Consider the following 25,369-nt stretch of genomic DNA (forward strand, 5'->3'; position numbering starts at 1 on the left):
GTAATGGATCGCCCGCGTTTTCGAGCTGCATTCTTGTCTCCACGTTTCTGGCCGTTGTGGTTGGGACTGGGTGTGTTATGGCTGATCGTCCAACTGCCTTATTCGGTGCTTCTGCGCATCGGCCGCGCCCTGGGGGCGTTGATGTATTGGGTGGCCGGTGATCGGCGGGCCATTGCCCAGCGCAACCTGGAACTGTGTTTTCCGGAGAAGTCCGCCGCAGAGCGCAAGCGCCTGCTCAAGGAGAACTTCGCTTCCACCGGGATCGCTTTCTTTGAGATGGCCATGAGCTGGTGGTGGTCCAAGCCGCGCCTGGCACGCCTGGCCCATGTCGAAGGGTTGGAGCACCTCAAGCAGGCCCAGCGCGAAGGTCATGGGGTGATTCTCATGGCCCTGCACTTCACCACCCTGGAAATCGGCGCCGCTCTGCTGGGCCAGCAGCACACCATCGATGGCATGTACCGCGAGCACAAGAACCCGCTGTTCGACTTTATCCAGCGTCGTGGCCGTGAGCGGCACAACCTGGACTCCTTGGCCGTTGAGCGTGAAGACGTGCGCGGCATGCTCAAGTTGCTGCGCTCCGGTCGTGCCATCTGGTACGCACCGGACCAGGACTATGGCGCCAAGCAGAGCCTGTTCGTGCCACTGTTCGGCATCCAGGCGGCTACCGTGACCGCCACCAGCAAGTTCGCTCGCCTGGGCAAGGCGCTGGTCGTGCCTTTCACCCAGGAGCGCCTGGCCGATGGCAGTGGCTATCGCCTGGTGATCCACGCGCCGCTGACGGATTTTCCCGGTGCCACTGAAGAAGAGGATTGCCTGCGGATCAATCAGTGGGTGGAAAGTGCCTTGCGCGCTTGTCCCGCGCAGTACCTCTGGGCCCATCGGCGCTTCAAGAGCCGGCCGCCGGGCGAGCCCAAGCTCTACAAGAAGCGCGGTTGATCCCCTGGTATTGATCTGGGCCTGGTGTGTCATGGATGGAGTGAATGGATGAGTGCGGCGGAACCGGTCACGGGCTTGATACTTTCTGGTGGTGGGGCCCGGGCGGCCTATCAGGTGGGGGTACTGGCGGCGATCGCCGAGTTGTTGGGGCCGGGGGCACGCAATCCGTTTCCGGTGATTGTCGGCACGTCCGCCGGGGCGATCAATGCGGTTAGCCTGGCCAGTGGCGCCACTGACTTTTCCGCGGCAATCGAACGTCTCACCACCTTTTGGGGAAACTTTCGCAGCGATCAGGTGATGCGCAGCGACTGGCCTGGGGTGATTCGCCAGGCCAGTCGCTTTGTCGGTCACAGCCTGCTGGGCTTGGGGGCTCAGGTGCCGGTGGCACTGATCAACAATTCACCGCTGCGTGAGTTGCTCAACCAGTACGTGCCGCTCTCGGGAATCAACGACGCGATCTCTCAGGGACAGCTGCATGCGGTGGCGGTGACCGCTTTTGGCTATGAGTCCGGTCAGGCAGTGACGTTTTATCAAAGTGGCGGGGTGATTGATCCCTGGCTACGTCATCGGCGGATCGGCATTCCTACCCAACTGACGGTTGATCACTTGCTGGCCAGCTCAGCGATTCCGCTGTTGTTTGCACCAGTGAAGCTCGACCAGGAGTATTTCGGCGACGGCGCGGTGCGCCAGTCAGCGCCGATCAGTCCGGCATTGCACTTGGGCGCTACCCGTGTGTTGGTGGTAGGCGTCAGCGGTAACCCGCGCAGCAATGATCCAGACTACGCCGCGCAGCGGGCCTACATCGGACAGCAGCCGACACTGGCGCAGATCGGCGGCCATTTGCTCAACAGCACCTTCATTGACAGCTTGGAAAGCGATATTGAGTTGCTGGAGCGGCTCAATCATTTCAGTCGACTACTGCCCGGCAGTGCGGTGGATCGTCGCTTGGGGATCACGCCGGTGGACGTGCTGGTCATCGCCCCGAGCCAACCGATTGATGAGATCGCAGCGCGGCACCGGCAGCAGCTACCAGCGGCGCTGCGCCTGTTCCTGCGTGGGCCAGGGGCGACGCGTACCAGTGGTGCCGGGGTCTTGAGCTATTTGCTGTTCGAGGCGGCGTATTGCGGTGAGTTGATCGAACTGGGGCGCAGTGACGCCCTGGCCAAGGGCGAGGAGTTGGCGCGGTTTCTGGGCCTGCAGGGTTGATGCCCGGGCTCAGCCGATGAGCCCGGGATTTTCGCAGCCTGAGGTCAGTGAGGCAGGTAGTCCTGGATGAACTGGCGGATCACACCGATAAAATCCTCGTCCGCGGTGAAACCCAGTTCGCGTGCATATCCGGCACTGAAGGCTCCCGGCCAGGAGCCGACGATGCGTTCGATCTTCGCGTCCGGGCGTAGCTGAATACGCTGGGCAACTTCGTCTCCGGCCACTTCCCGTAGCGCGTCGATCATCTGCGCCACGGTCAGCGACAGACCGGGCATGTTGATCACTCGGCCCTGACTCAAACGCTCTGCGGCCAACTCATGACCATGGATCAGGTTGGCAATGGCCTGGGCTGGAGACATCAACCAGAGTCGGGTATCCAGGGCCACGGGGCAGACACTGGCCTGGCCGCTGAGGGGTTCGCGGATGATACCGCTGGCGAAGCTGGACGCCGCCAGGTTCGGTTTGCCTGGCCGCACCACGATGGTTGGCATGCGCAGGCTGCGGCCATCGACGAAGCCGCGTCGGCTGTAATCGGCGAGCAGCAGGTCATTCATGGCCTTCTGGGTTCCGTAGGAGCTTTGCGGAGCCCAGACCTGATCATCGTCGACGTTATCCGGCAGTTGCCCACCGAAGACGGCCACAGAACTGGTCATCACCCACTTTGGGCAGGAGCCCAGCTGGCGCGCCCGTTCCAGCAGACCTTGGGTAGCGCTGAAGTTGACCCGCATGCCCAGTTCGAAATCGCCTTCTGCCTGGCTGGAGACCACGGCGGCCAGGTGAAAGATGCTATCGGTGTCGGCGTCGATCAGTTTGGCCAGCACCTGTTCATCGGTAATGTCTCCTTCCTTGACCTGCACCCGTGGGTCATCGAGGCCCTGCACGGGCTCCCGGTCGAATGCGGTAATGCGCTTGATGGGCTGCAATTGGCCGTGACGGTCGGTGAGTGTGCCCCGTTGCAGCAAGGCTTCGATCAGTCGCCGTCCGAGAAAGCCGGCGGCGCCGGTGACAAGAATATTCATGAGTGGCTCCAAGTGTTCAGCGATTGACGAGTTTTCCGGGAATCTTGAAGACCAGCAGGGCGCCGATGAACAACGCGCTGGCCATGACGTACATGCCGATGGTGGTGCTTTGGGTCAGGTCTTTGAGAAAGCCCATCAGGTAGGGTGAGACAAAGCCGGCGAGGTTGCCCCAGGAGTTGATCAGGGCAATGCCGGCGGCGGCCGCGGTGCCGCCGAGAAAGGCCGTTGGCAGGCTCCAGAACAGCGGCAGGGTGCTGAAGGCGCCCATCGCACCCAGGGTCAAGCCGATCATCGATACCGTGAAGTTGTCACTCCAGGTGGCGGAAATCATCAGGCCGATACCGCCAAGCACGGCGGTCAGCGCCAAATGCCAGCGGCGTTCGCGCAATCGGTCGGCGCTGCGGGAGATCAGCACCATGGTCAGCGCTGCCGCGGCATAGGGAATCGCCGTGAGCATGCCGACCTCGAACACGTCGCTGACCCCGGCCTGGCGAATCAGCGAGGGCAGCCAGAAGCCAACGGTGTAGAAGCCGGCGATCATGCAGAAATAGATGGCGGTCAGCAGCCAGATCCGGGGTTGCCCGAACACTTGCCTGACGCTGTGAACCTGATGGCCGTCGGCCTCGGCCTCGATTCGGGCTTGCAGCAGGTTTTTTTCTTGGCGGGTCAGCCAGCCCGCGTCGGCGATACGGTCGCTGAGGCAGTAGATCACCAGGCCGCCCACCAGGATCGACGGCAAGCCTTCGAGGAAAAACATCCATTGCCAGCCCGCAAAGCCCTGGTGGCCATTGAGGGCGCTCATGATCCAACCGGACAGCGGCGCGCCAATCAACCCCGAAAGCGGTACCGCGGTAGCGAACAGGGCGTACATCTTGCCGCGGCGGTTGGAAGGGAACCAGTACGACAGATAGAGGATGACTCCCGGATAGAACCCGGCCTCTGCGATGCCCAACAGAAAGCGCATCACATAGAAAGAGGTAGGGGTGCTGACGAAAGCCATGCACGAGGAAATGATGCCCCAACTGATCATGATGCGCGCGATCCACAGGCGCGCACCGACCTGATGCAGGATCAGGTTGCTGGGAATTTCCACCAGAAAGTAGGCGATGAAGAAAATCCCCGCGCCCAGTCCGTAGACCGCTTCGGAAAATTGCAGGTCTTCGGACATCTGCAACTTGGCGAAGCCGACGTTGACCCGATCCAGGTAGGCCACCAGGTAGCACAGCAACAGCAACGGCAGGATGCGCCAGGCGACTTTGCGATAAGCCTGGTCTTCAAAGGAGGCGGTGGGGGAGCGGGCGGCAGTTTGCGACAGTGATTCAGTCATGTCTTTACCCATCCTTTTTTCTTGTATTTGGGTGATTTTGTTTTTATCGGACTTGCTGAGGTGTCTTAGATATCATAATACATCATACGAATTCAACGGCCGGATACCGAGCGGGACGGCGTGCATGAAATGCAGTACCGTTAGCCACTTTGAATACAGAGATACCCATGTCCATGCCTGACAACTCTTCCCCCGCCGTCGATTCCCTGGCGACGCTCAAGGATGCGGCCAAGGGCACCCTGGCGGATCAAGTGACTGCGGCACTCAAGGCGCATATCGCCAGTGGCGAGGCCCTGCCGGGTTCGCGGCTGCCCACCGAGCCGGTTATGTGCGAGCGTTTCGGGGTCAGCCGTACGGTCATCCGCGAGGCGATTTCGCGCTTGAAGTCGGCCGGGCTGGTGGAGGTGCGCCAAGGTAGCGGCACCGTGGTCAGCGAGGGCGCGCATATCAAGGCCTTCACTATCGATCTGGATGTCCGCGGGTCGATCGAGGCGGTGCTCCGGGTGACTGAACTGCGACGTGGTATCGAGGGCGAGGCGGCGGCGCTGGCGGCGCAGCGGCACACCCCCGAGCAACTGCAGGCGATCCATCAGGCGTTGCTGGCCATCGATGTGGCCGAGCAGGCCGGCCAGGATGGCGTGGAGCAGGACCTGGCGTTTCACTTGTCGATTTCCCAGGCCACCGGCAATCCGCTGTATCCCTCATTGCATGAGTTCATTGCCCAGTTCATCAAAGAGGCGATCCGCATTACCCGTTCCAATGAGGAGCGGCGCCGGGATCTGGCGCACTCGGTGCGCGATGAGCATTTCGCGGTCTATGGGGCCATCGCCGCGCGTGATGTCGAAGGGGCGCGGCAAGCAGCGCTGAGCCACATCCACAATGCGGTAGAACGGCTCAAGAGTGCCGATCCGGGATTCTGGCGGGACTCCGGATCACGTCTTGCCTGATAGGCAGCATCGCGCTGGCCCATCAGTCTGAGTGGCCGGCTCTCATCGGAACATGAGGGCCGGCCGTCTCTGAGGGGATCAGAAGTGGTACTTGACCAGCAGGCTGGCGGTGTCCTGGTTGGTCTCGAAGTTACGCGAATCCTTGATTCCGTATTTGTTCTTCCAGTAGTCGTACTCAAAACCGACGTACAACTGTTTGTCGCCCCAGTTCAATGCCTTGCCCAGGTCGTATTTGATCTGCGGGTTGAAGTGCAGGTTGGCGTGGTAGGTGCCCTTGGCGTTCTGGTCGTTGTCCACCACCCAGTCCATGAAGCCGTCGATCAGGATGTCCGAGCGACCCACGGGAATGGTGTAGGACCACACCGGGGTGATCTGCCAGACGTTGTCACCCGCGCGACTGCCCTCGGTGTGGCGCTGGTAGAAGTTCAACTGGAAGTAGTCGAAGCCCGGTATTGCCAGGTCGAAACCTGGACCGATCAGGTAGGACTCGTTGTCGCCTTCGCCGAACTCGTAGGTAAAGGCCAACAGCACGTCCTTGATCGGACCGAATTCCAGTTTCTGGTCGAAGATCTTGCCGAATGAAAGGCGCGGAGAAAACTCGCCGTAGTAGGTGTCCGGGCCGACGTTGCCGTCTTTTTTGCCGTTGTAAAAGATACGATCGAGGAAGAAAAAGTTGTCGCCGTACTTCCACGCATCAGCATGTTCGAAGGTCACCGTTTGCTGAATCTGCGGATTGACTTCAAAGTTTTTGCCGTACAAGTAAGTCAGGCTGTTGGTCTGCCATTGCAGCAGGTCGCCCGCTACGGCCTGCCCTCCGGTCAACAAGGTAGCGGCCAACATCAGGCGTGTGCACATCGGTTTCATTCGGTTGCTCCCAAAGTAGGTAGTTCCATGTTTTTATGGCTCGGCACTCTGATTTGGCGCCTTTTTTCTGTGCTGTAAAAACCATCCGATTGGTCAGCTTTATTGCTGTTAGCAAGAGCTGAGCCAAGGCTGGAAAAAAGCAAAAAACTCCCGTTCAACAGCGGTAATACAGTCGGACGAGGGTGTTTTCAGCGCTAATTTCGTACGTCTTGTTACCTGTTTGGGCCGGGATAAGTTGGCTTTAAGGTCAGGTTCTTGATCCGGGCTTTTTTCAGACCCGATTTGCGCGGCCGCGGAGAATACTGGCTCCCACGGCAGGGCTCAAGTGCGCCGCCACGGCGCACTGGTTGCCACTTTGGGGCGGACATGTCGCTCATCTCGCCCAGGTTTGTGAGATCACTGGCACTCAAAGAGGAGTGATTGCTGCAGCCAGAGCTAGGCTCTGTACGAAAAGTTTTAAGACGAAGGTCAGGCAAGGCGAAAGCGGTCGAGGAACGGCCGGGGTCGCGTTCGACTTTACGGGGTGTAAATGAGCATTCCGATCGAACTCGCGCACGATACCGTTTTCAACGCAGCATCACCGAGTATCAAGGCTTTTCGTACAAAGCCTAGTGCGCATGGCTGTTGAGCGGCCATGGTCGGATGGGGCTGTGCAAGCTGCATGATAGGTGCTCCCTGTTTGTTTTTATTTTCAAGGCGCAGTGTCTAGTGGGTGGTTGGATGACGAACACTGCCGGTAAGGGGCAAGTCTGAAACACCACCGAGGGCGCCGATCCGGCGCCCTGATCAGGGCTTAATGCTGATGGGCTTGAGGCATGTTGTTGGCTACCCGTTCGGAGCCTCCCAGGATGTTGAACAGTAGGTTCAACAGCAGCGCGCTCAAGGTCGCCATGGCGATGCCGCTATGGGTAATGGGGCTCATCCACAAGGGCAGGTGGGCAAAGAACTCTGGACGGACCACGGGAATCAGGCCCATGCCGATGCTCACCGCCACCAGCAGTTGATTGCGTCGATCGGCGATGTCGGCCTCCTGAAGGATCTTGATTCCGGTGGCGGCCACCATGCCGAACATCGCAATCGCCGCGCCCCCCAGTACTGCCGGGGGAATCGACGCCACCAGGAAGGCCGCCTTGGGCAGCAGGCTGAGAATGATCAGCAGAGCTCCGGCAACGATGGTGACAGAGCGGCAGCGGACTCCGGTCATTTGCACCAGGCCGATGTTCTGGGCGAAGGAGGAGTGGGTGAAGGTGTTGAGGAAACCGGCTAAGAAGGACGCGCCAGCATCACACAGCAGGCCCCGACGCAGCATGCGCGGAGTGACCTCCTGCCCAGTAATTTTGCCCAGGGCCAGAAACATGCCGGTGGACTCGACGAAGATGATCACCACCACCAGGCACATGGACAGGATCGGCGCCAGATGGAATTGCGGCATGCCGAAGTGCAATGGTGTGACAATCTGCAGCCAGGGTGCCTGGGTCATGCCACTCAGGTCGACCATGCCGATCAGGCCGCACAGTACATAACCCAGGCCCATGCCGATCAACACGGAAATGTTCACCCAGAAGCCGCGCATGAAGCGATGAATCAGCAGAATGGTGGACAACACCAGTGCCGCGATGCACAGGTAGATTGGTGAGCCGAATTGCGCGGCGGTACTGCCACCGCCGGCCCAGTTCACCGCCACGGGAAACAATGACAAACCGATTGAAGTAATCACCGTGCCGGTGACCAGGGGTGGGAAGAAGCGCACTACCTTGGACATGAATGGCGCAATCAGCATGCCGAAGAAACCGGCTGCAATGGTTGCGCCGAAGATGCCCTGCATGCCGATGCCGGGCATGCCCGCCATGGCCACCATGCTACCCACGGCGGCGAAGCTGGCGCCCATCATTACCGGCATGCGAATGCCCATGGGGCCGATGCCGAAAGATTGGACGATGGTGGCGATGCCGGCCACCAGCAAGTCCGCATTGATCAGAAAGGCGATTTCTTCACGACTCAGGCCCGCGGCCTGTCCGATGATCAGCGGTACCGCAATTGCACCGCCATACATCAGCAGAACGTGTTGCAGCCCCACGAGAATCAGTTGCAGCAAGGGCAAGCGCGCAATGGCAGGCGCATCGGGGATGCACTGTTCGGATGAATCGGGCATGCAACACCTCAGATCTTTTTATTCTTGTGATTTAACCGCTGTGTGGTTGCGCACAGCGTGTCTGCAACAGGCAAATCTTGAACGCCTGACGGCAAGCAAGCCCGCCCCTACGGATGAATCTGGTTCTGTAGGAGCGAGCTTGCTCGCAAAGCAGCCTGGCGACAGGCGCTGATCAGTTGGTTTGGGCCCCCTGGGCGATCCAGGCACCAATCAATTCACGTTCCTGTTGGGTCATTTGAGTGATGTTGCCCAGCGGCATGATCTGACTGGTGACGGCCTGGACCTGGATTCGCGCGGCTTGCAGGCGGATCTGTTCCGGGGTATCGAACATCACTCCGGCCGGAGCCGCGCTGAACAGGGGGCTGGTGGGCTTGGCCGAATGGCAAACCGTGCAGCGCTCCTGGATCACGTTATGCACCTTGTCGAAGGATGGCCCGGCACGGGATGCCTGTGCCGGACTTGTCGTTGGAGCCGCCGGGGCTTCTGCGCTGGCTGGCGCCGCGGGTTTGGCGCCACCGCCCAGCGCGGTTTCCGGCAGGGGCTGGTACTCGATCTGGCCGGCGACCTTGGCTACTTCGGGGGCACTGGGAGCTGGCGTCGGACCCGTCACGTAAGCCAGGCAGATCATGCCCAGTGCTGCAACGGGCAGGGTCCAGGCGAACTTGTGGCTGTCATGCCGGGTGTTGAAGTAGTGACGTACCAGCACCGCCAGGACCGCGATCCCGGCCAGGATCAACCAGTTGTACTGGCTACCGTAGGTGCTCGGGAAGTGGTTGCTGATCATGATGAACAGCACCGGCAGGGTGAAGTAGTTGTTGTGACGCGAACGCAGCAGGCCCTTGGCCGGCAGGGTCGGGTCCGGTGTGCGGTTTTCTGCGATCGCCGCCACCAGTGCGCGCTGGGCCGGCATGATGATGCGGAACACGTTGCCCACCATGATGGTGCCGATGATCGCGCCCACATGCAGATAAGCGCCACGGCCGCTGAACACTTTGCTGAAGCCGTAAGCGGCGGCAATCAGCAGAACGAACAGAATGAAGCCGAGCAGGGCGGGTTTCTTGCCCAATGGCGAGTCGCAGAGGAAGTCGTAGATGAACCAGCCGGCAATCAACGCGCCGATACCGATGGCCACGCCTTCAGGACCCGTCAGGCCACTGCCGGGAGCCACCAGGTAGAGCATCGGGTTGTAGTAAAACACCAGGCACAGCAGGGCAATCCCCGACAGCCAGGTGAAGTAGGCCTCCCACTTGAACCAGTGCAGGTTCTCCGGCATCGAGGGCGGGGCCAGTTTGTATTTTTCCAGGTGATAGATACCGCCACCGTGAATCGCCCAGAGGTCGCCGGACAGGCCGTCCTTGGGGTTGACGCGATTGAGGTTGTTCTCCAGCCAGACGAAGTAGAACGATGCGCCGATCCAGGCCACACCAGTGATCATATGTACCCAACGCACGCTCAGGTTGAGCCATTCCAACAGATGTGCTTCCACAGTCTTTACCTCTTGCCTGTCACCCTTGTTGTCGGGTGATCAGACCTTCTCTTATTGGTGGGGGGCGAGGATCAAACACTCATCCTCTTTGAAGAAATGCTCATCGCAGTTATTGCCTTTGCCACTGCGATCAACCACCAGGAAGTCATCCCGCTTTTCGATCGTCAGCACCGGGTGGTGCCAGACGCCGCGATGGTAATTGATGCCCTGCCTGCCATTACTGACGAAGGCGCGGACCAAGCCTGATACAGGTTCATCGCCAAGTGGCGCGACCACGATCAGAAAGGGGTTGCCGAGCAGCGGAATGAAGGCCTGGCTACCCAGCGGATGGCGTTCCAGCATGCGGATGGTCAATGGCATTTCCAGCGCGTCGGCGCGGAAGATGCTGATGATCGCCTGGTCCTCCGGCTGGGCGGTTTCAACCGTTGCCAGGCGGTGGAAGCGCATGGTCGAACCGTTGTTGATCATGAAGTGATCACTGCCGTCGGTTTCGATCACGTCACCGAATGGGGCAAAGGCTTCTTTGGTCAGAGGTTCAATCACTAATGTGCGCATGCTGTTCTTCTTATCTTGAGTGTGTTTTGTCTGTTTTGCGGTCATCGCGAGCCAGCTTGCTCCAACAGGTGCGGGCTGGCCTGCGATGGGGGACGTCCTATTTCACGATCTTGCCCAAAAGGCGCAAGCGGCTGACGCCACCGTCCGGAAACACGTTCAGGCGGATGTGGGTGATCGGACCCAGAGCTGTGATCTGTTCGGTAAAGGTGTGTTCGGTGTGCATTTCCAACTTCTGGCTGGGCAAGAGTTCGCGCCAGAACAGGCTTTGGGTTTCGATCTGGCTGTCGGTGCCACCTTTGACGAACGCGCCCTGGATCGAGCAACTGTCCGGGTAGTTGCCCTTGAAGTGCAGGGTGTCGACGATGATCTTCTCGATTTCGCCGGCGTGGCCCAGGGCGACGATCACCCAGTCATTGCCGGGAGTGCGACGGCGGGCCGTTTCCCAGCCGTCGCCCATGTTGATGCCGCGGCCCGGGTTGAGGAGGTTGCCCATGCGTCCGAAGTGTTCGTCGGAACAGGCCAGGGCACGACCGCCGTTAAGGGCCGCAGCCAGGTCGACTTGTTCGTTGTCACCGATGGCCGACCAGTCGCGGTACGGCGTACCGTAGACCCGCAGGCGCGCTACACCGCCATCCGGATAGATATTGAAGCGCAGGTGACTGAAGGGCTGGTCGTTGTTGATCTCATGGTAGTGGTGGCTGTTGCCTTGCAACTCGACAGCCGACAGTACTTCGATCCACTGGGTGTCTTCAGTGGGCTCGCCTTCAGCCAGGAAGCAGGCTTCCAGGGACGCCGATGGCGGGAAGTTGCCGGTGAAGAACGAGGTGTCGATGTCCACGCCCTTGATCGAGCCCGGCACGCCCAGGCGGATCACCGCGCTGTCGTAGCCTTCAAAGCGCTTGCGGCGTGACTCCCAGCCGTCCATCCACTTGCCGTTGTCATCGAATACACCCTCCTTCCACACAGCCGGGCTCGGCTGGAACAGGCGGTTCGCGTCAGCGAACCAGTCGTCGGTGACCGAGATGATCTTGGTGCCCAGGCGCGCGTCGGCCAGGTTGACGAACTTCTCGAAAGGGACGGCGTAAGCTTTCATTCTTATTGTCTGCCTTGAAATAGGTGGCTGGGGATGCGCGCAGAACTGGAGTAGCACGGGGGCGGGGGCATCCAGGTTCTTGCGGGACGATCCTCAGGAACGGGTCGCTACAGGGTCAGCAATCTGAATAATGCGATCTTGTTGATCTCTGCCAGCGCGCACTTGAACTCGGTGTCTACCGAGTTGTGGATACGGGTTTCGAACGCGGCGAGAATCTGGTGCCGGTTGCTGCCTTTCACCGCCATGATGAAGGGAAACTCGAACTTGGCCTTGTAGGCATCGTTCAGCTCGGTGAAGCGCTGGAACTCTTCGGCCGTGCATTGGTGAATGCCGGCACCGGCCTGTTCGTTGCTGCTGGCTTCGGTCAACTGGCCCTGGACGGCGGCTTTGCCGGCCAGGTCCGGGTGGGCGTTGATCAGGGCCAACTGGCTGGCGTGATCGGCGCTCAGCAGGATATCGCTCATGCGTTGGTGCAGGCCTTCGATCTGGTCGACTGAGGCGTCGAGGCCCAGGTCGTAGGCCTTTTCAGCTACCCATGGCGAATGTTCGTAAATATCGGCGAAGGCTTGGACGAATGCCTCGCGGGTCAGGGTCGAGGGTTTGAGGCTCTGGAAAGCAGTCATTTCGCCGCTCCCTGATAAGGATGGGTCTGTTGCCAGTGGCGGGCGATATCGACACGACGGGTAAACCACACCTGTTCATGGCCTTTGACGTATTCGATGAAGCGCTTGAGGGATGCCAGGCGGGCCGGGCGACCGATCAGTCGACAGTGCAGGCCGATGGAAAGCATCTTCGGTGCCTCGGCGCCTTCAGCGTAGAGCACATCGAAGGCATCTTTGAGGTAATGGAAGAAGTCGTCGCCCTTGTTGAAGCCCTGGACCTGAGTGAAACGCATGTCGTTGGTATCCAGGGTGTAGGGGATGACCAGATGCGCCTTGCCGGTGGGGTTGTTGGGTTCCCAGTAGGGCAGGTCGTCGTCGTAGGTATCGCAGTCATAGAGGAAGCCGCCTTCCTCCATTACCAGGCGTCGGGTGTTCGGACCGGTACGGCCGGTGTACCAGCCCAGTGGGCGCTCACCGGTGATTTCGGTAAGGATGCGGATCGCCTCGAGCATGTGCTCGCGTTCCTGGGCTTCGTCCATGTACTGGTAGTCGATCCAGCGGTAGCCGTGGCTGCAGATCTCATGGCCGGCCTCGACCATGGCGCGGATCACGTCCGGATGACGCTGAGCAGCCATGGCTACGGCAAAGATGGTCAGCGGAATGTCGAATTCCTTGAACAGCTTGAGGATCCGCCAGACGCCGGCGCGGCTGCCATACTCGTACAGCGACTCCATGCTCATGTTGCGCTCGCCCTGTAGCGGTTGCGCCGAGACCATTTCAGAAAGGAAGGCTTCCGATTCCTTGTCGCCATGAAGAATGTTGCGTTCGCCACCCTCTTCGTAATTGAGCACGAACGACAGGGCGACGCGGGCGTTGCCCGGCCAGTGAGGATGAGGAGGGTTGGGGCCGTAACCGATCAGGTCGCGAGGGTAGTCAGCGCTCACTGCAGTCTTCCTTCTTGTTCGTGAAAACGGTGGCGTGGCGGGACCTGAGCCAGGAAGTCAGGTGGGCGTCACTGCGATGGGCTGATTGTATACAAGTTTGCATTCGCTTTGTAAGCCTGATTTTTTGCATTTTTGCGCAGTCATTACAACGTACTGTCACTGCAAGAAACTTGCCTGGATGGTCAGTTAATGAGTGCTAAGTCATCTAGCGCCATGGTATTGAAGCCAGTCGAAGGGGCTCCTTGGGGACTTCGGGTGAGTAAATATTTATCGTTATTATTGTGTACAATTTTTTTTGAAAATGTCTTAATCATGACCTGATCGCAGCCTTTCATTCGCTGAAGCGCTGCGGCCCCTATCAATCACTGACTCTGGGAGGCGCGAGGCCTGAGCGCTCGGCTGCGACAGGCACGCAGAATCAATGGGACGTTTGACTACTCACGTTTTGGATGCCGCACATGGCTGCCCCGGCAGCGCTATCAAGGTCGAGCTGTATCGGGTTGAGGGGGCGCAGTTGGAGTTGGTTGCCAGCGCCCTGACCAACAACGATGGCCGCTGCGATGCGCCGCTGCTGCAGGGTGATGACTACCGTTCCGGTGTCTATCAATTGCATTTCCATGCTGGCGACTACTACCGCGCCCGGGGTGTACAACTGCCGCAACCGGCCTTCCTTGACGTGGTGGTGTTGCGATTCGGTATCAGTGCCGAGCAGGAGCATTACCACGTGCCGTTGTTGATCTCGCCCTACAGCTATTCGACCTACAGAGGAAGCTAGGACTTTCCCCCAAGAATCCTGCGCAAATAGCTTCTTTGGTCCTTGCCCGCTCACACTGCGGGCTTTTTTTCGCCTGTTGATTGTATTGGGCCGCAAGTCGGCTCCAGCGGCCGTAGGTTTGCTGGCAGCGCTGTAACGACTCATCCGGGAATCAGCCCCAGTGCTGCTGAGCACTCCGGCACTGATGCGATTGAACCAGTTTGGCCCTTGCCGCTACGCAGGTAGCGCGCCGCGCTGAGGCCGTAGGCCAGCTTGCAGACGAGGTCCAGCAAGGGCCAGGTGGCGCTCATGATCAGTAACTGTGGCAGGAGTGGCTGCTGGGCACTAAGGAGCGGCGGCAGGAATGCGGCGAAAAACAAAATACCCTCCGGATTGCTGGCGCCGAGGACAAAAGCGCGCCCGAACAGTGCGCGAAAGCGCGGTTTCGGTGCGGCTTCCGGCACAACCGCGCTGTCAGATGGTTGCCGAGGTTGCGCTAGCTCTGCCAGGCGAGGCAGAACCAATAGAGGGCGCCGACAATCCTCTGTGCGTTGGACAGTCGTTCCGATGCCCGCAATGGTGCCCCTGGCCCAGTTCCGAAGCGATCAATAGGCAGATCGAGGCCAATGCTCCGCCGAGAACCGCCGGAGACCAACGGCACAGGCCCTAGTTCAAGCTGTTGCTGATCATCAATAACGGCAAGGGGCCCGGAATCAGGATCACCACCAGCGCAGCGCCACTGAACAACAGGCAGGTTTCCAGGCTCATCACACCCGCCATCTGCACAAAAGCCCCATCCGATCGCATGGGGCGGTTGAAACAGCTCGGGTTTACAAGAAAATGAACTTGGCGATGAAGATTGCGCACAGTACGTACAGGCTGATGGAGATTTCCTTGTGTTTACCCGTTCCGGCCTTCAGCACCACGTAGGTGATGAAGCCCAGGGCGATACCGTCGGCGACGGAAAAGGTCAGGGGCATCATGATCGCCGTGACAATCGCCGGAATGCTGTCGGTAGCTTCGTCCCAATTGATGTGGGCCATGCCGCCCATCATCAGCATCGCTACATAGATCAAGGCTCCGGCAGTGGCGTAGGCAGGGATCATGCCCGCCAGCGGAGCGAAGAACATGGCGGCAATGAACAGCACGCCTACAGTCACGGCGGTAAGGCCCGTGCGACCACCTGCCGCCACACCAGCGGCACTTTCGACGTAACTGGTCACCGGCGGTACGCCTACCACTGCGCCAAAAACGCTGGAGGCGCTGTCGGCCTTGAGGGCCCGGGAAAGGTTTTCGATCTTGCCGTCGGGGTTAACCAGGCCGGCCCGCTGGGCCACGCCCATCAGGGTGCCGGCGGTGTCGAACATGTGCACGAAGAGAAAAGCCAGGACCACGCTGATCATGCTGACGTTGAACACACCGGCAATGTCCATCGCCATCCAGGTTGGTGCCAGGCTCGGAGGGGCTGAAAGAATACCGTTGTAGTGCACCAGGTCCAGGCCCCAGCCGGCCAAGGTAACGGCAATGATGCTGATCAGGATTGCGCCGAACACTCGGTGGTAGCTGAGCACCGCGATCATCAGAAAACAGATGGCTGCCAGCAGCGGACCGGGCTCGCGCAGAGAGCCAAGCTTGATCAAGGTGGCCGGGCTGTCGACGATGATACCGGCGGTCTTCAGCCCGATCAGGCCAAGAAACAGCCCAACCCCGGCACCCATGGCGAAGCGCAGGCTCAGCGGAATGCTGTTGAGCAGCCACTCGCGAACCCGCGATAAGGTCAAGATCATGAACAGCACGCCGGAAATGAACACCGCACCGAGGGCGGTTTCCCAGTTGTAGCCCATGGTGCCAACCACGGTGTAAGTGAAGAACGCATTCAGCCCCATGCCCGGAGCCAGGCCTACCGGCCAGTTGGCGTATAGACCCATCAGCAGACAGCCCAAGGCCGCAGCGATGCAGGTGGCGACGAACGCCGCGCCATGATCGATACCTGCGTCGGCCATGATATTGGGATTGACGAAGATGATGTAAGCCATGGTGATAAAGGTTGTCAGACCCGCAATCAGCTCGGTCTTCACCGTGGTGCCATGCAGCCTGAGTTTGAAGATGCGTTCCAGCCAGCCGCTGTTTAGCGAGGGCGAGAGGTTCAGCGGAGAGGCTTCGGATTTGCGGCTTTCCACGGCGAGTACTCCTCAAGAGTTTTATTGTTTTTCAGAGTCGGGCACGAGAGGGTGGGCGGCGGCTCTGTGAGGCAGGCAAGGCTAGCGGGCTTTATTGACCTTTAAGTCAAGAAATCGCACGTGGCGAATTATGCTTTTGTATACAAAGAAAGCAAATAATGTTTTTGCTTTTGTGTGCGAAAAGTCTGATCGCATGGCTATATCGCACCCCAGTTGGAAGGTGCTGGAGGCGCGATGGCCGAGCATTTTTGAGCGGCGCCAATTGCTTGGGCGTTGCGATGGGGATTAATCCTCGCTGGGCTTGCCTGCCAGGGCCTGGTTCACCGCGAGCCAGCCATTGACCGCACTTTCTCCGGCTTCAGCGAAGGCTCGCTGCAGCAATTTGACCTGTTCGCGGCGCAGGGTCTGCTCAAAGCGCGCGCCGTCGATGGTCAACTCCAGCAGGCGTTTACGTTTGTCGCTGGCTGGTGCAACGCTGTCCACCAGGTGCATTTCCATGAGTTGGCGCAGCGGCGTGTTCAGCGCCTGCTTGCTGACGCCCAGCAAGCTGAGTAGTTCTTTCACGCTCAGGCCGGGATAGCGGGCGATAAAAAAAACGATGCGTTGGTGCACGCGGCTCAAGCCTCGGCGTTCGAGCATTTCGTCGGCTTTGGCGGTAAAGGCCTGATAGCCAAAGAAGAAGGCTTCCATGGCGACTTGCTGTGCAGTCTGTTTTTTAAGGTCAAGCATGTTGACGTATCTGTGAGGGGCGGCGTAATTTCGATCAAGTAGTTTGACGTATTTCCTTCGACCTTCGCTAGCGGTGATCTCCATGGCCTTCTCTGAACGTGTATCGCGCCTCAAAAGCTCCCTGATCCGTGAAATCCTTGCTGCGGCCCAGCGCCCGGAAGTGATGTCGTTTGCCGGAGGCCTGCCGGCTGAAGCGATGCTGCCCCAGGTCCAATGGCAAGATATGCCGTTGTCCATGGGGCAGTACGGTATGAGTGAAGGCGAGCCGCAGTTGCGTGAGGCCCTGGCTGCCGAGGCGCGCAAGCTGGGTGTACCTTGCGAGGCGAGCCAGGTTCTGGTGGTCAGTGGCTCCCAGCAGACCCTTGATCTGGTGGCCAAGCTGTACATCGACAAGGGCACCGAGATCATGTTGGAGGCTCCGACCTATCTTGCCGCCCTGCAGATCTTTCAGCTGTTCGGTGCCGACTGCCTGACGGTGCCACTGGAGGCCGACGGTCCGGATCTGGCGCAGATGCGCGCCCGCCTGGAGCAGCACCGTCCAGCCTTCGCCTACCTGATCCCGACCTTCCAGAATCCTTCGGCAGTGCGCTATAGCGAAACCAAGCGCGAGGCGGTGGCGGCCCTGCTGGACGAGTTCGGCGTGACCCTGATCGAGGACGAGCCCTATCGTGAGCTGACTTTCGATGGGAGCAATGCCAGGCCGATCGTCAGTCGTCTGAAAAAGGCCAGTTGGATCTACACCGGCACGGTGTCGAAAACCCTGCTCCCAGGATTGCGGGTTGGCTATCTGATTGCCAGTCCGGATCTGTTTCCTCATTTACTGCGTTTGAAACAGTCTGCAGACCTGCACACCAACCGTGTGGGCCAGTGGCAGGCCATGCAATGGATTGGCAGTGAGCGGTTCCAGCAGCACCTGGATGAGCTGCGCGCTTTCTATCGCCAGCGCCGTGATGATTTTCAGGTGGCGCTGGATAAACATTTTGCCGACCTGGCGTATTGGCAGGAGCCTCAGGGCGGTCTGTTTTTCTGGCTGAGTTTGAAACGGCCTTTGGATACCCGCACGTTGCTCAAATCGGCGCTGGAGCAGGGCGTGACGTTTATGCCCGGTGAACCGTTCTTTTCCGAGCCCGATCACAATCATGGGCATCTACGGTTGAACTTCAGTCACATCGATCCGGCGCGACTGGACGAAGGCCTTAAGCGGCTGGCCAGCGTAATACGTCAAGTGCAGGCTGCACAGGTGGCCTAAGGGCACGGCCATGTGGCGATTTCTGTTCGGAGAACTGCGACACGATCAAATGGATGTTTAATCTGCCGGGGCTGGTCACACGCCGTACTGGGTAAGCAGGCACCACTGCATCATGGGGGGCGAGGAAGGCGGCTTCGACCCGCTACCTTGGCATCCGGGCGGGGGCAAAGGAATGCGCCACACCATGTTGTTCGGCCGAGCGCAGGTTGCCAGGCCTGTCACCGCGCCCGGGACAGAACAGTCCAAGCGCCGTCTCAGGCGGTGGAGAAGCGCTGGTTCAGGTAGTCGATGATCGCTTTGGATTCATACATCCACGTGGTCTGGCCGTTCTCTTCGATGCGCAGGCACGGAACCTTGATCTTGCCGCCTTGTTCCAGCAGGGTTTGGCGGTCTTGCTCATTGTTTTTGGCATCGCGCAGGGCGACCGGTACGTTCAGGCGGTGCAAGGTGCGGCGGGTTTTGACGCAGAACGGACAGGCGTGGAATTGATACAGGGTCAAACCCTTGGCGGCCTCTGCAACTTGTGCCTGAGTGGCGGCAGCCCGCTGTTGTTTGCGTGGGCGGGTAATGAAGTCGATGAGAATAATGAGTTGGCCCAGGCCGACTCGCAGCGCTTTGACGATCACGGTATTGCCTCTTGCCCATGGGTGAAGGGGCGGCAGCTTACCTGATTTTTGCCGGACAAAAAAAACCGGCGATCAGCGCCGGTCTTTTTGCTCGCAGCCCGTTACTTGATCAGGCTGAGGAACTCACTGCGGGTCGCGGCATTTTCTCGGAACTCACCCAGCATCACCGACGTGATCATCGAGGAGTTCTGCTTCTCCACACCGCGCATCATCATGCACATGTGCTTGGCCTCAATCACCACCGCCACCCCGAGGGCACCGGTGACTTGCTGGACGGCGTCGGCGATCTGCCGACTGAGGTTTTCCTGGATCTGCAGGCGGCGGGCATACATGTCGACGATGCGCGCGACTTTCGACAGCCCCAAAACCTTGCCGCTAGGAATGTAGGCAACGTGGGCCTTGCCGATAAACGGCAGGAGGTGGTGTTCGCACAACGAGTAGAGCTCGATGTCCTTGACCAGCACCATTTCGCTGTTGTCTGAGCTAAACAAGGCACCGTTGGTGACTTCTTCCAAGGTTTGGGCATAACCACGGCAAAGGTACTGCATGGCTTTGGCGGCGCGCTTGGGCGTGTCGAGCAGGCCCTCGCGGGAGACGTCCTCGCCCAATTGGCCGAGGATCGCGGTGTAATTCTGTTCCAGGGACATGAAACTACCTGTGGGTTTTACGCAAAGGGCAAGGGTACGGCGGCGGACACGACGCTGCAAGCGTGATGCTGCGCCTTTATTCGTCGCGGCCTTCCATCATGGTGCGTTTGAGCATCACGTACAGCGCCCCAGTGCCGCCGTGCCTGGCCTGGCACGAGGTGAAGCCCAGCACCTGTGGATGCTGGCGCAACCAGGTGTTGACGTGACTCTTGATCATCGGACGTTTACCGTCCAGGCGCACGGCCTTGCCATGGGTGACGCGCACACAGCGGACTTCGAATTTGGTCGCTTCAGCGAGAAACGCCCAGAGGGTTTCCCGGGCTTTTTCCACGGTCATGCCGTGTAGATCAAGGCTGCCTTCAAAGGGGATCTGGCCGACTTTCAGCTTGCGCATCTGGCTTTCCTGAACCCCGTCGCGGGCCCACATCAGCTCATCTTCGGGGCCTACGTCGATGACGAATTGGTCGGACAGCCCGTCCACGGTGGTGGTTTCGCTGCGCACCGTGGCCGCTTGGCGCAGTTTGGCGATTTGCGCCCGGTCCGCTTTGGGTTTGCCCGTATCGGCACGATCGTGCTTGATCGGCTTGACGCCGCGGATCTCGTTTTTGAATAGGGAAAAATCGTCGTCTTGCATGTCAGCCTCCGCGAAGGGCGGCTAGTTTACCCAACTCGGGCCACCTTAAGGCGCGCAAATCGCGCCCGAGGAAAGTCAGTCTTGCTTTTTCATCAAGTGCGGGGCCATGTTCAGCGCCATGGGCTGGCGCATGCGGCGCCGGCAGCGGCGCCACAGGCGTACCCCGACGTACAGTACGACCACGCCGATCAGCAGAACCACTGCTGCCCCGGCTTTGTTGGTGTTGAGTTCCCCCAGCGCCGGCGCGCGTCCCAGCAGGCTGGCGATACTGGCCAGCGTCAGTAGCACACCGCAAGTCGCCAGTAAGGCGCAGAACGCCGCTCCCAGCCGCAGTCGCCAGTTCCGCGGGCTTTTGGGCCGCAATCGGCGTGCGTCAAAACCATCGGATATCTTCATTCCGACCTTCCTCAATGGGTATCGGCCCTTCGACCGGAAGTTGACCGGGTGGTTCCTGAGGCTAAGGCAAATGCTGCAGTTGCGAGGAGTGCACTGATGAGCGGCCTGCCAGCCGCTCATCAGTGGCTGATCAGATCAGGCTTGCCGTCGAGGCGAGGGTGGCGAAGTTGTCGGCCATGATTGCCATTTCAGTTTGCTGAACATGCTCGGCACTGAGAATGCCGCCCTTGTAGGGCAGGTCGCGAGTGGCGCAGGCGTCTTCCACCAGGGTGCAGCGAAAGCCCAGGTTTTTCGCCGCGCGAACCGTGGTGCTGACGCTGGAGTGGCTCATGAAACCGGCAACAATCAGGTCAAGGGAACCGAGGTCCTGCAGGCGTTTTTCCAGCTCGGTGCCGTGAAATGCGCTGGGCAGCAATTTGCCGATGATGGTTTCGTCGCCCTGGGGTTCAAGGCCGGGAATGAACTCGCCGCGCTCGCCTTGAGGGTCGAACAGACCGCCCACGGTGCCGAGGTGGCGCACATGCACGACAGGCCGGCCGGCGGCGCGGGCAGCGGCCAGCAGTTGCTGGATATTGGCCACTGCCGGGTCCATGCCTGACAGGGCCAATGGGCCGTTTAGGTATTCTTTTTGGGCGTCGATGATCACAAGGGTCGCGTGGCTCAAATTGGCCGCTGCATAACCACGACCGCTGAGTTGAAACATCGTCTTTGGAACGGACATTCTGGGGCTCCTGTGAGTGGGGCTTTTGCGACATTGTCCTCTGGCGGAGCGCTTCTGTGAATCGCTACTAACGTAAGGTGCGCCGTTGTTGGCCTGCAGCCTTGTCAAGAGGGGCAAGGTGTTGCCCTTGCAAGCTCAAAACCGACTGTCGAGTGATTGTAAGGCGCTGGGGTTTGTTTCGTCGTCGGCAGAGGTTTTGGCTGTTAGAATCGCCGGTCGTCTTGTCAGGAGTCTGCCCCGTGATCACTTCTCGCCTGCGCACCTTGCGCGACCATATCCGCTGGGCTGTCAGCCGCTTCCATGGGGAGGAACTGTTCTTCGGCCATGGTACCGACAATGCCTGGGACGAGGCCCGCCAGTTGGTGCTAGGGGCTTTGCACCTACCTTGGGGAATTGCCGACAGCTACTTGGACTGCGCATTGGAAGACGATGAGCTGGTCCATGTGCAGCATCTGCTCAAGCGCCGTATCGAAGAGCGTGTGCCCACCGCCTACCTGCTGGGCGAAGCCTGGTTCTGCGGCCTGTCGTTCATGGTCGATGAGCGGGTGCTGATTCCCCGTTCGCCAATCGGCGAACTGATCGAAAAACGTTTCGAGCCCTGGTTGGGCAATGAGCCGGCACGGATTCTCGACTTGTGCACCGGCTCTGGTTGCATCGGCATTGCCTGCGCCTATGAGTTTCGCGACGCCGAAGTGGTGCTGGCCGACCTGTCCTTCGAAGCCCTGGAAGTGGCCAACCAGAATATTGAGCGGCACGGCGTCGATGAGCGGGTGTTCACCGTTCAGGGTGATGGCTTCGATGGCTTGCCGGGGCAACGCTTTGACTTGATCGTGTCTAACCCGCCCTATGTCGATGCCGAGGACTTCGCCGACATGCCGGACGAATACCAGCACGAACCAGAACTGGGCCTGGCCTGTGGTGACGATGGCCTGAATCTGGTGCGGCGCATGCTGGCCGAAGCCGCTGATCATCTGACCGAGAAAGGTTTGCTGATTATCGAAGTGGGCAACAGCCAGGTCCACGTCCAGGCGCTTTATCCACAAGTGGACTTCGCCTGGCTTGAATTCGAACGAGGGGGGCATGGGGTGTTCATGCTGACTGCGGAGCAATGCCGCGAGCACCAGGCGTTGTTCGCTTCGCGCGTTTGAATGGATTGACGGGCCCGCGTACTGCGGGCCTGGAACCTTGCCGGGCGCGCCTCAGCGATGAGTCGCGATCCAGATCAGCAGCCCCGCCTGGAATACTGCAAAGGCCACCAGGCAGGTGATGGTGAAACGCAGGCCGGTGTCTTCACGTTTGTACTTGGTGACCTTTTCTTCCTGCTTGCGCAGTTTGACTTCCAACTCTTCGAGGTTCTGATCGGCCTGTTGGAGCATCTGCGCTGCTTCGAGTATTTCCACGAACTGCAGTTTTTCAGTGTTCCACTGACTCAGCAGTTCGCCCACTTGAACGTCCTTGACGCTGCCTTTGAGATGCTGGGCATCTGCGTATGCCACGTCGAAGCCTTGAGTGCGCAGCACGTGATCACGACGCAGGCGAGTGTCTTCGTTGAGCGCGTCCTTGTTGGCTAGATCAAAGCCGTCAATGCGATAGTGCGGCCACTTCTGTTGCGCCCACTGCGCCGCCTGGGCTAGCAGGAAGCGCCCGATGCCCCGATTGAGCGGTTCGATCTGCAGGCCGCCTTCGGGTTCGAAGCGCACTCGGCGGGTCTCGTGCTCAACCCACACATCCAGGTGATTCTGTTCTTTGCGCACGCGTTGGCCGGGCAGTTTGATGGTCATGCGCAGCAGGCTGTGCTCTTTGTTGTTGCGTTCGGCATAACCGAACTCGACAAAGCGCAAAGGTCGCCCGCCGGTAGCACGATCGGTCTGCAGGGGGGCCAGGCGAAGCATCTTGTGATGTTCGGCCTGGACATCTTCCCAGGGCAGGGGAGGCGCTTGCGGGGCGACGGTCTCCTGCTCGGTGGCGGGTGAGTTCTGGGTATCAGTCATAACGGCGAGTCCTGTCCAATCGCTGCGCGCCGACAGCAATTGAACGGTCGGCAAAGGCTTATCGGCCGTTTTTTCCAGGACTGGAGGGTAAAAACAGCCTAACGGGTGTGAAGTCCGTCAATAAAACCGATGATGCTGCTGCCCAGCTCCGCGGCCAGGGGTAATTGCGGGTCCTTGTAAGACGCCAATTGGCGCTTGAGGTCGTTGGGCACGATGCGCAGCACATGGTTCATGCCTTCGATCACTACCAAACGGGCGTCCGGTTTCGCGGCTTTGAGTACCCTGGCGTCGTCAACACTGACCTGGATATCGTTGCTGCCCTGGATGATCAATGCGGGCATCTTCAGGCGGGCGAAGGCGGCGGCCGGGTCCTCGCGAAACAGAGTGATCAGATAGGGCTGTACGCTTGGGCGGAAGATGATCTGCAACTGCGGCGGTACGTCAGCGTCGATTTTGCCGGCCTTCAGGCTGTCCAGCAGTTCATTGCTGCGCACTATCAGCGCTGGAGGCAGGTGGTAGCTCAGTTGTTGACGTAGCACCTGATCCACTGGGCGGGCGGTGCCCGAAAGGGAAATCACGCCAGCGGCGTGCAGTGATGGGGCGGCGAGGCTGGCGATCAGTGCGCCCTCGCTGTGTCCCAGCACGATCAACTGCCCGAAGCGTGGATCGGCCTTGAGCTTTTGCCCCCAAGCCACTGCGTCGGCTACGTAGGCATCAAGGGTCAGATTGCGCTCGTCCGGCGTCGCAGCCAGACTGGCGGCCACTCCGCGCTTGTCGTAACGCACGCTGGCGATGTTGTGCTTGGCCAGCACCCAGGCCAGGCGTTTGAGGCTGTCATTGCGGCCACCGTCGGGGTTGTTGCCGTCGCGATCAGTGGGGCCGGAGCCGGAAATAATCAGCACCACTGGCACCGGTTGTTCGGACTTGGGCAGTAGCATCGAGCCATACAGCTCGCCATGGCCGGTATCCAGGCTCACAGGGCGTTGCAGGATGGAGGCCTGGACCAGGCCGGTGAACAGAGAAAGGCTCAAGAGAAGGACTCGCAGCATCATCACGCCATCATGGATAAGGTGCCAGTTGGACTCAGGCAGGGGCATAAGGTTCGAGGATGAACTAGTTGGGTAGCCTGCGTATACTGGCGCCCCTCAGTAATCCTGATTGAGTTATTTCGGCTGACTTCACGGAGCTCCCTGCATGTCCGGCAATACCTACGGCAAGCTGTTCACTGTCACCACCGCGGGCGAAAGCCATGGTCCGGCGTTGGTCGCCATTGTCGACGGCTGTCCGCCGGGCCTTGCGCTGTCGCTGGAAGACCTGCAGCGTGATCTGGACCGGCGCAAGCCCGGCACCAGCCGCCACACCACCCAGCGCCAGGAACCCGATGAGGTCGAGATCCTTTCCGGAGTGTTCGAGGGCAAGACCACTGGCTGCGCCATTGGTTTGCTGATCCGCAACACTGACCAGAAGTCCAAGGACTACTCGGCGATCAAGGATCTGTTCCGTCCGGCTCACGCCGATTACACCTACCACCACAAGTACGGCGTCCGCGACTACCGTGGCGGCGGTCGCAGCTCGGCGCGGGAGACCGCCATGCGCGTGGCAGCCGGAGCCATCGCCAAGAAGTATCTGGCCAGTCAGGGCATCGTGATTCGCGGCTACATGAGCCAGTTGGGTCCGATCGAGATTCCTTTCAAAACCTGGGATTCGGTGGAAGACAATGCTTTCTTCTGTCCCGACCCGGACAAGGTGCCTGCTCTGGAGGCCTATATGGACCAGTTGCGTCGGGATCAGGATTCGGTGGGGGCGAAGATTACCGTGGTCGCCGAAGGCGTGATGCCGGGCCTGGGCGAGCCGATTTTCGATCGCCTGGATGCTGAATTGGCCCATGCGCTGATGAGCATCAATGCGGTCAAGGGCGTTGAAATCGGTGCCGGTTTCGCCAGTGTCGCTCATCGTGGTACCGAGCACCGTGACGAGCTGACGTCGGAAGGTTTTCTCAGTAACAACGCCGGTGGCATTCTTGGCGGCATTTCTTCGGGACAGCCGATTGTTGCGCACCTGGCGCTCAAGCCAACGTCCAGCATCACCACCCCGGGCCGCTCCATCGACGTCGATGGCAACCCGATGGAGGTGATCACCAAGGGCCGTCACGATCCGTGCGTGGGCATTCGCGCCACGCCGATTGCCGAAGCGATGATGGCCATCGTGCTGATGGATCACTTGCTGCGCCATCGCGGTCAGAACGCCGACGTGCGTGTCAGCACGCCAGTGCTGGGCCAGCTGTAATGCTGGCTCCGCCAGTCGCCGCGGC

At 59.8% G+C, this 25,369-nt stretch carries 25 protein-coding genes and 1 pseudogene; 7 read left to right on the top strand and 19 right to left on the bottom strand.

The genetic code is table 11. The features are described from left to right. Positions 1-3 precede the first annotated feature (3 nt). On the top strand, positions 4-936 hold the full coding sequence (locus PLD_RS08890) for a lipid A biosynthesis lauroyl acyltransferase (RefSeq protein ID WP_159891807.1): 933 nt from the start codon (positions 4-6) through the stop codon (positions 934-936). Positions 937-984: 48 nt separating this feature from the next. Then, positions 985-2,142 (top strand): patatin-like phospholipase family protein, encoded by a 1,158-nt coding sequence (locus PLD_RS08895; RefSeq protein ID WP_159891809.1) that lies wholly within the window; start codon positions 985-987, stop codon positions 2,140-2,142. Positions 2,143-2,186: 44 nt separating this feature from the next. On the opposite strand, the gene denD is transcribed toward PLD_RS08895, so the two are convergent. Both denD and PLD_RS08905 read right to left on the bottom strand, forming a co-directional pair. After that, positions 2,187-3,161, bottom strand: a complete 975-nt coding sequence (denD, locus tag PLD_RS08900; RefSeq protein ID WP_159891811.1) for a D-erythronate dehydrogenase — start codon at positions 3,159-3,161, stop codon at positions 2,187-2,189. 16 nt (positions 3,162-3,177) lie between these two features. Continuing rightward, the gene (locus PLD_RS08905) at positions 3,178-4,488 is read right to left on the bottom strand and encodes an MFS transporter (protein ID WP_159891813.1); all 1,311 of its coding nucleotides are present in this window, start codon (positions 4,486-4,488) and stop codon (positions 3,178-3,180) included. Positions 4,489-4,655: 167 nt separating this feature from the next. On the opposite strand from PLD_RS08905, the gene PLD_RS08910 reads away from it, so the two are divergent. Further along, on the top strand, positions 4,656-5,435 hold the full coding sequence (locus tag PLD_RS08910; RefSeq protein ID WP_256674579.1) for a FadR/GntR family transcriptional regulator: 780 nt from the start codon (positions 4,656-4,658) through the stop codon (positions 5,433-5,435). A gap of 78 nt (positions 5,436-5,513) precedes the next feature. Here the strand turns inward: PLD_RS08910 and PLD_RS08915 are convergent, their stop codons facing one another. The 7 genes from PLD_RS08915 to puuE form a co-directional block, all read right to left on the bottom strand. Beyond that, positions 5,514-6,299 (bottom strand): outer membrane protein OmpK, encoded by a 786-nt coding sequence (locus PLD_RS08915; protein ID WP_159891815.1) that lies wholly within the window; start codon positions 6,297-6,299, stop codon positions 5,514-5,516. 793 nt (positions 6,300-7,092) lie between these two features. Then, entirely contained in the window at positions 7,093-8,451 is a 1,359-nt protein-coding gene (locus tag PLD_RS08920) for a nucleobase:cation symporter-2 family protein (RefSeq protein WP_159891817.1), read from the bottom strand. A 172-nt stretch (positions 8,452-8,623) separates the two neighbouring features. After that, complete coding sequence (locus PLD_RS08925) at positions 8,624-9,937, bottom strand: urate hydroxylase PuuD (RefSeq protein WP_159891819.1); 1,314 nt, start codon at positions 9,935-9,937, stop codon at positions 8,624-8,626. Between the two features lie 51 nt (positions 9,938-9,988). After that, positions 9,989-10,492 (bottom strand): ureidoglycolate lyase, encoded by a 504-nt coding sequence (locus tag PLD_RS08930; protein WP_159893448.1) that lies wholly within the window; start codon positions 10,490-10,492, stop codon positions 9,989-9,991. A 97-nt stretch (positions 10,493-10,589) separates the two neighbouring features. Continuing rightward, on the bottom strand, positions 10,590-11,585 hold the full coding sequence (gene alc / locus PLD_RS08935) for an allantoicase (RefSeq protein ID WP_159891821.1): 996 nt from the start codon (positions 11,583-11,585) through the stop codon (positions 10,590-10,592). A 107-nt stretch (positions 11,586-11,692) separates the two neighbouring features. Next, positions 11,693-12,208 carry a 2-oxo-4-hydroxy-4-carboxy-5-ureidoimidazoline decarboxylase gene (uraD, locus tag PLD_RS08940; protein WP_159891823.1) on the bottom strand — a complete coding sequence of 172 codons (516 nt, stop codon included), beginning with the start codon at positions 12,206-12,208 and terminating at the stop codon, positions 11,693-11,695. Further along, the gene (gene puuE / locus PLD_RS08945) at positions 12,205-13,131 is read right to left on the bottom strand and encodes an allantoinase PuuE (RefSeq protein ID WP_159891825.1); all 927 of its coding nucleotides are present in this window, start codon (positions 13,129-13,131) and stop codon (positions 12,205-12,207) included. The genes uraD and puuE overlap by 4 nt, the downstream gene beginning before the upstream one ends. 421 nt (positions 13,132-13,552) lie before the next feature. Here puuE and uraH point away from each other — a divergent pair, with 421 nt between their 5' ends. Then, positions 13,553-13,906 (top strand): hydroxyisourate hydrolase, encoded by a 354-nt coding sequence (gene uraH, locus PLD_RS08950; RefSeq protein WP_159891827.1) that lies wholly within the window; start codon positions 13,553-13,555, stop codon positions 13,904-13,906. A gap of 135 nt (positions 13,907-14,041) precedes the next feature. Here uraH and PLD_RS08955 read toward each other — a convergent pair. The 3 genes and pseudogenes from PLD_RS08955 to PLD_RS08965 form a co-directional block, all read right to left on the bottom strand. Then, positions 14,042-14,653 (bottom strand): annotated as a pseudogene (locus PLD_RS08955) (LysE family translocator); the annotation flags it as partial. A gap of 62 nt (positions 14,654-14,715) precedes the next feature. Then, complete coding sequence (locus PLD_RS08960; protein ID WP_159891829.1) at positions 14,716-16,065, bottom strand: NCS2 family permease; 1,350 nt, start codon at positions 16,063-16,065, stop codon at positions 14,716-14,718. A gap of 285 nt (positions 16,066-16,350) precedes the next feature. Continuing rightward, a complete protein-coding gene (locus PLD_RS08965; RefSeq protein ID WP_159891831.1) occupies positions 16,351-16,794 on the bottom strand; it encodes a MarR family transcriptional regulator in 444 nt (147 codons plus the stop codon). 82 nt (positions 16,795-16,876) lie between these two features. Here PLD_RS08965 and PLD_RS08970 point away from each other — a divergent pair, with 82 nt between their 5' ends. Next, positions 16,877-18,043, top strand: a complete 1,167-nt coding sequence (locus PLD_RS08970) for a PLP-dependent aminotransferase family protein (RefSeq protein ID WP_159891833.1) — start codon at positions 16,877-16,879, stop codon at positions 18,041-18,043. Between the two features lie 254 nt (positions 18,044-18,297). Here PLD_RS08970 and PLD_RS08975 read toward each other — a convergent pair whose 3' ends face one another. The 5 genes from PLD_RS08975 to PLD_RS08995 all read right to left on the bottom strand — a co-directional run bounded on the left by PLD_RS08975 (position 18,298) and on the right by PLD_RS08995 (position 21,067). Next, entirely contained in the window at positions 18,298-18,669 is a 372-nt protein-coding gene (locus tag PLD_RS08975; RefSeq protein WP_159891835.1) for a glutathione S-transferase N-terminal domain-containing protein, read from the bottom strand. Between the two features lie 101 nt (positions 18,670-18,770). Continuing rightward, positions 18,771-19,316: a GTP cyclohydrolase I FolE gene (gene folE / locus PLD_RS08980; RefSeq protein ID WP_011062625.1), complete on the bottom strand. Its 546-nt coding sequence runs from the start codon at positions 19,314-19,316 to the stop codon at positions 18,771-18,773. A gap of 76 nt (positions 19,317-19,392) precedes the next feature. Next, positions 19,393-19,950: a Smr/MutS family protein gene (locus tag PLD_RS08985; RefSeq protein WP_159891837.1), complete on the bottom strand. Its 558-nt coding sequence runs from the start codon at positions 19,948-19,950 to the stop codon at positions 19,393-19,395. Between the two features lie 75 nt (positions 19,951-20,025). After that, positions 20,026-20,346 (bottom strand): hypothetical protein, encoded by a 321-nt coding sequence (locus PLD_RS08990; RefSeq protein ID WP_159891839.1) that lies wholly within the window; start codon positions 20,344-20,346, stop codon positions 20,026-20,028. 130 nt (positions 20,347-20,476) lie between these two features. Further along, the gene (locus PLD_RS08995) at positions 20,477-21,067 is read right to left on the bottom strand and encodes a cysteine hydrolase family protein (protein ID WP_159891841.1); all 591 of its coding nucleotides are present in this window, start codon (positions 21,065-21,067) and stop codon (positions 20,477-20,479) included. A 239-nt stretch (positions 21,068-21,306) separates the two neighbouring features. Here PLD_RS08995 and prmB point away from each other — a divergent pair, with 239 nt between their 5' ends. Next, a complete protein-coding gene (gene prmB, locus PLD_RS09000; RefSeq protein ID WP_159891843.1) occupies positions 21,307-22,215 on the top strand; it encodes a 50S ribosomal protein L3 N(5)-glutamine methyltransferase in 909 nt (302 codons plus the stop codon). Between the two features lie 51 nt (positions 22,216-22,266). Here the strand turns inward: prmB and PLD_RS09005 are convergent, their stop codons facing one another. Together PLD_RS09005 and PLD_RS09010 are read right to left on the bottom strand one after the other, a co-directional pair. Further along, complete coding sequence (locus tag PLD_RS09005; protein ID WP_159891845.1) at positions 22,267-23,058, bottom strand: hypothetical protein; 792 nt, start codon at positions 23,056-23,058, stop codon at positions 22,267-22,269. 98 nt (positions 23,059-23,156) lie between these two features. Beyond that, a complete protein-coding gene (locus PLD_RS09010) occupies positions 23,157-24,110 on the bottom strand; it encodes an alpha/beta hydrolase (protein WP_159891847.1) in 954 nt (317 codons plus the stop codon). Positions 24,111-24,252: 142 nt separating this feature from the next. Here PLD_RS09010 and aroC point away from each other — a divergent pair, with 142 nt between their 5' ends. Continuing rightward, the gene (gene aroC, locus PLD_RS09015; protein ID WP_159891849.1) at positions 24,253-25,344 is read left to right on the top strand and encodes a chorismate synthase; all 1,092 of its coding nucleotides are present in this window, start codon (positions 24,253-24,255) and stop codon (positions 25,342-25,344) included. The last annotated feature ends 25 nt before the right edge of the window (positions 25,345-25,369 follow it).

Origin of the sequence: Pseudomonas sp. LD120, assembly GCF_009861525.1 — a bacterium.
GTDB lineage: Bacteria > Pseudomonadota > Gammaproteobacteria > Pseudomonadales > Pseudomonadaceae > Aquipseudomonas.

Excerpts from the sequence above, each read along its gene's own strand:
- uraH (WP_159891827.1), top strand. The coding sequence starts at position 13,553 with ATGGGACGTTTGACTACTCACGTTTTGGATGCCGCACATGGCTGCCCC.
- PLD_RS09010 (WP_159891847.1), bottom strand. The coding sequence starts at position 24,110 with ATGATGCTGCGAGTCCTTCTCTTGAGCCTTTCTCTGTTCACCGGCCTG.
- uraD (WP_159891823.1), bottom strand. The coding sequence starts at position 12,208 with ATGACTGCTTTCCAGAGCCTCAAACCCTCGACCCTGACCCGCGAGGCA.
- folE (WP_011062625.1), bottom strand. The coding sequence starts at position 19,316 with ATGTCCCTGGAACAGAATTACACCGCGATCCTCGGCCAATTGGGCGAG.
- PLD_RS08910 (WP_256674579.1), top strand. The coding sequence starts at position 4,656 with ATGTCCATGCCTGACAACTCTTCCCCCGCCGTCGATTCCCTGGCGACG.
- PLD_RS08965 (WP_159891831.1), bottom strand. The coding sequence starts at position 16,794 with ATGCTTGACCTTAAAAAACAGACTGCACAGCAAGTCGCCATGGAAGCC.
- PLD_RS08930 (WP_159893448.1), bottom strand. The coding sequence starts at position 10,492 with ATGCGCACATTAGTGATTGAACCTCTGACCAAAGAAGCCTTTGCCCCA.
- PLD_RS08970 (WP_159891833.1), top strand. The coding sequence starts at position 16,877 with ATGGCCTTCTCTGAACGTGTATCGCGCCTCAAAAGCTCCCTGATCCGT.
- denD (WP_159891811.1), bottom strand. The coding sequence starts at position 3,161 with ATGAATATTCTTGTCACCGGCGCCGCCGGCTTTCTCGGACGGCGACTG.
- alc (WP_159891821.1), bottom strand. The coding sequence starts at position 11,585 with ATGAAAGCTTACGCCGTCCCTTTCGAGAAGTTCGTCAACCTGGCCGAC.
- PLD_RS08985 (WP_159891837.1), bottom strand. The coding sequence starts at position 19,950 with ATGCAAGACGACGATTTTTCCCTATTCAAAAACGAGATCCGCGGCGTC.
- aroC (WP_159891849.1), top strand. The coding sequence starts at position 24,253 with ATGTCCGGCAATACCTACGGCAAGCTGTTCACTGTCACCACCGCGGGC.
- PLD_RS08895 (WP_159891809.1), top strand. The coding sequence starts at position 985 with ATGAGTGCGGCGGAACCGGTCACGGGCTTGATACTTTCTGGTGGTGGG.
- PLD_RS08995 (WP_159891841.1), bottom strand. The coding sequence starts at position 21,067 with ATGTCCGTTCCAAAGACGATGTTTCAACTCAGCGGTCGTGGTTATGCA.
- PLD_RS08890 (WP_159891807.1), top strand. The coding sequence starts at position 4 with ATGGATCGCCCGCGTTTTCGAGCTGCATTCTTGTCTCCACGTTTCTGG.
- PLD_RS08990 (WP_159891839.1), bottom strand. The coding sequence starts at position 20,346 with ATGAAGATATCCGATGGTTTTGACGCACGCCGATTGCGGCCCAAAAGC.
- PLD_RS09005 (WP_159891845.1), bottom strand. The coding sequence starts at position 23,058 with ATGACTGATACCCAGAACTCACCCGCCACCGAGCAGGAGACCGTCGCC.
- PLD_RS08915 (WP_159891815.1), bottom strand. The coding sequence starts at position 6,299 with ATGAAACCGATGTGCACACGCCTGATGTTGGCCGCTACCTTGTTGACC.
- PLD_RS08905 (WP_159891813.1), bottom strand. The coding sequence starts at position 4,488 with ATGACTGAATCACTGTCGCAAACTGCCGCCCGCTCCCCCACCGCCTCC.
- PLD_RS08920 (WP_159891817.1), bottom strand. The coding sequence starts at position 8,451 with ATGCCCGATTCATCCGAACAGTGCATCCCCGATGCGCCTGCCATTGCG.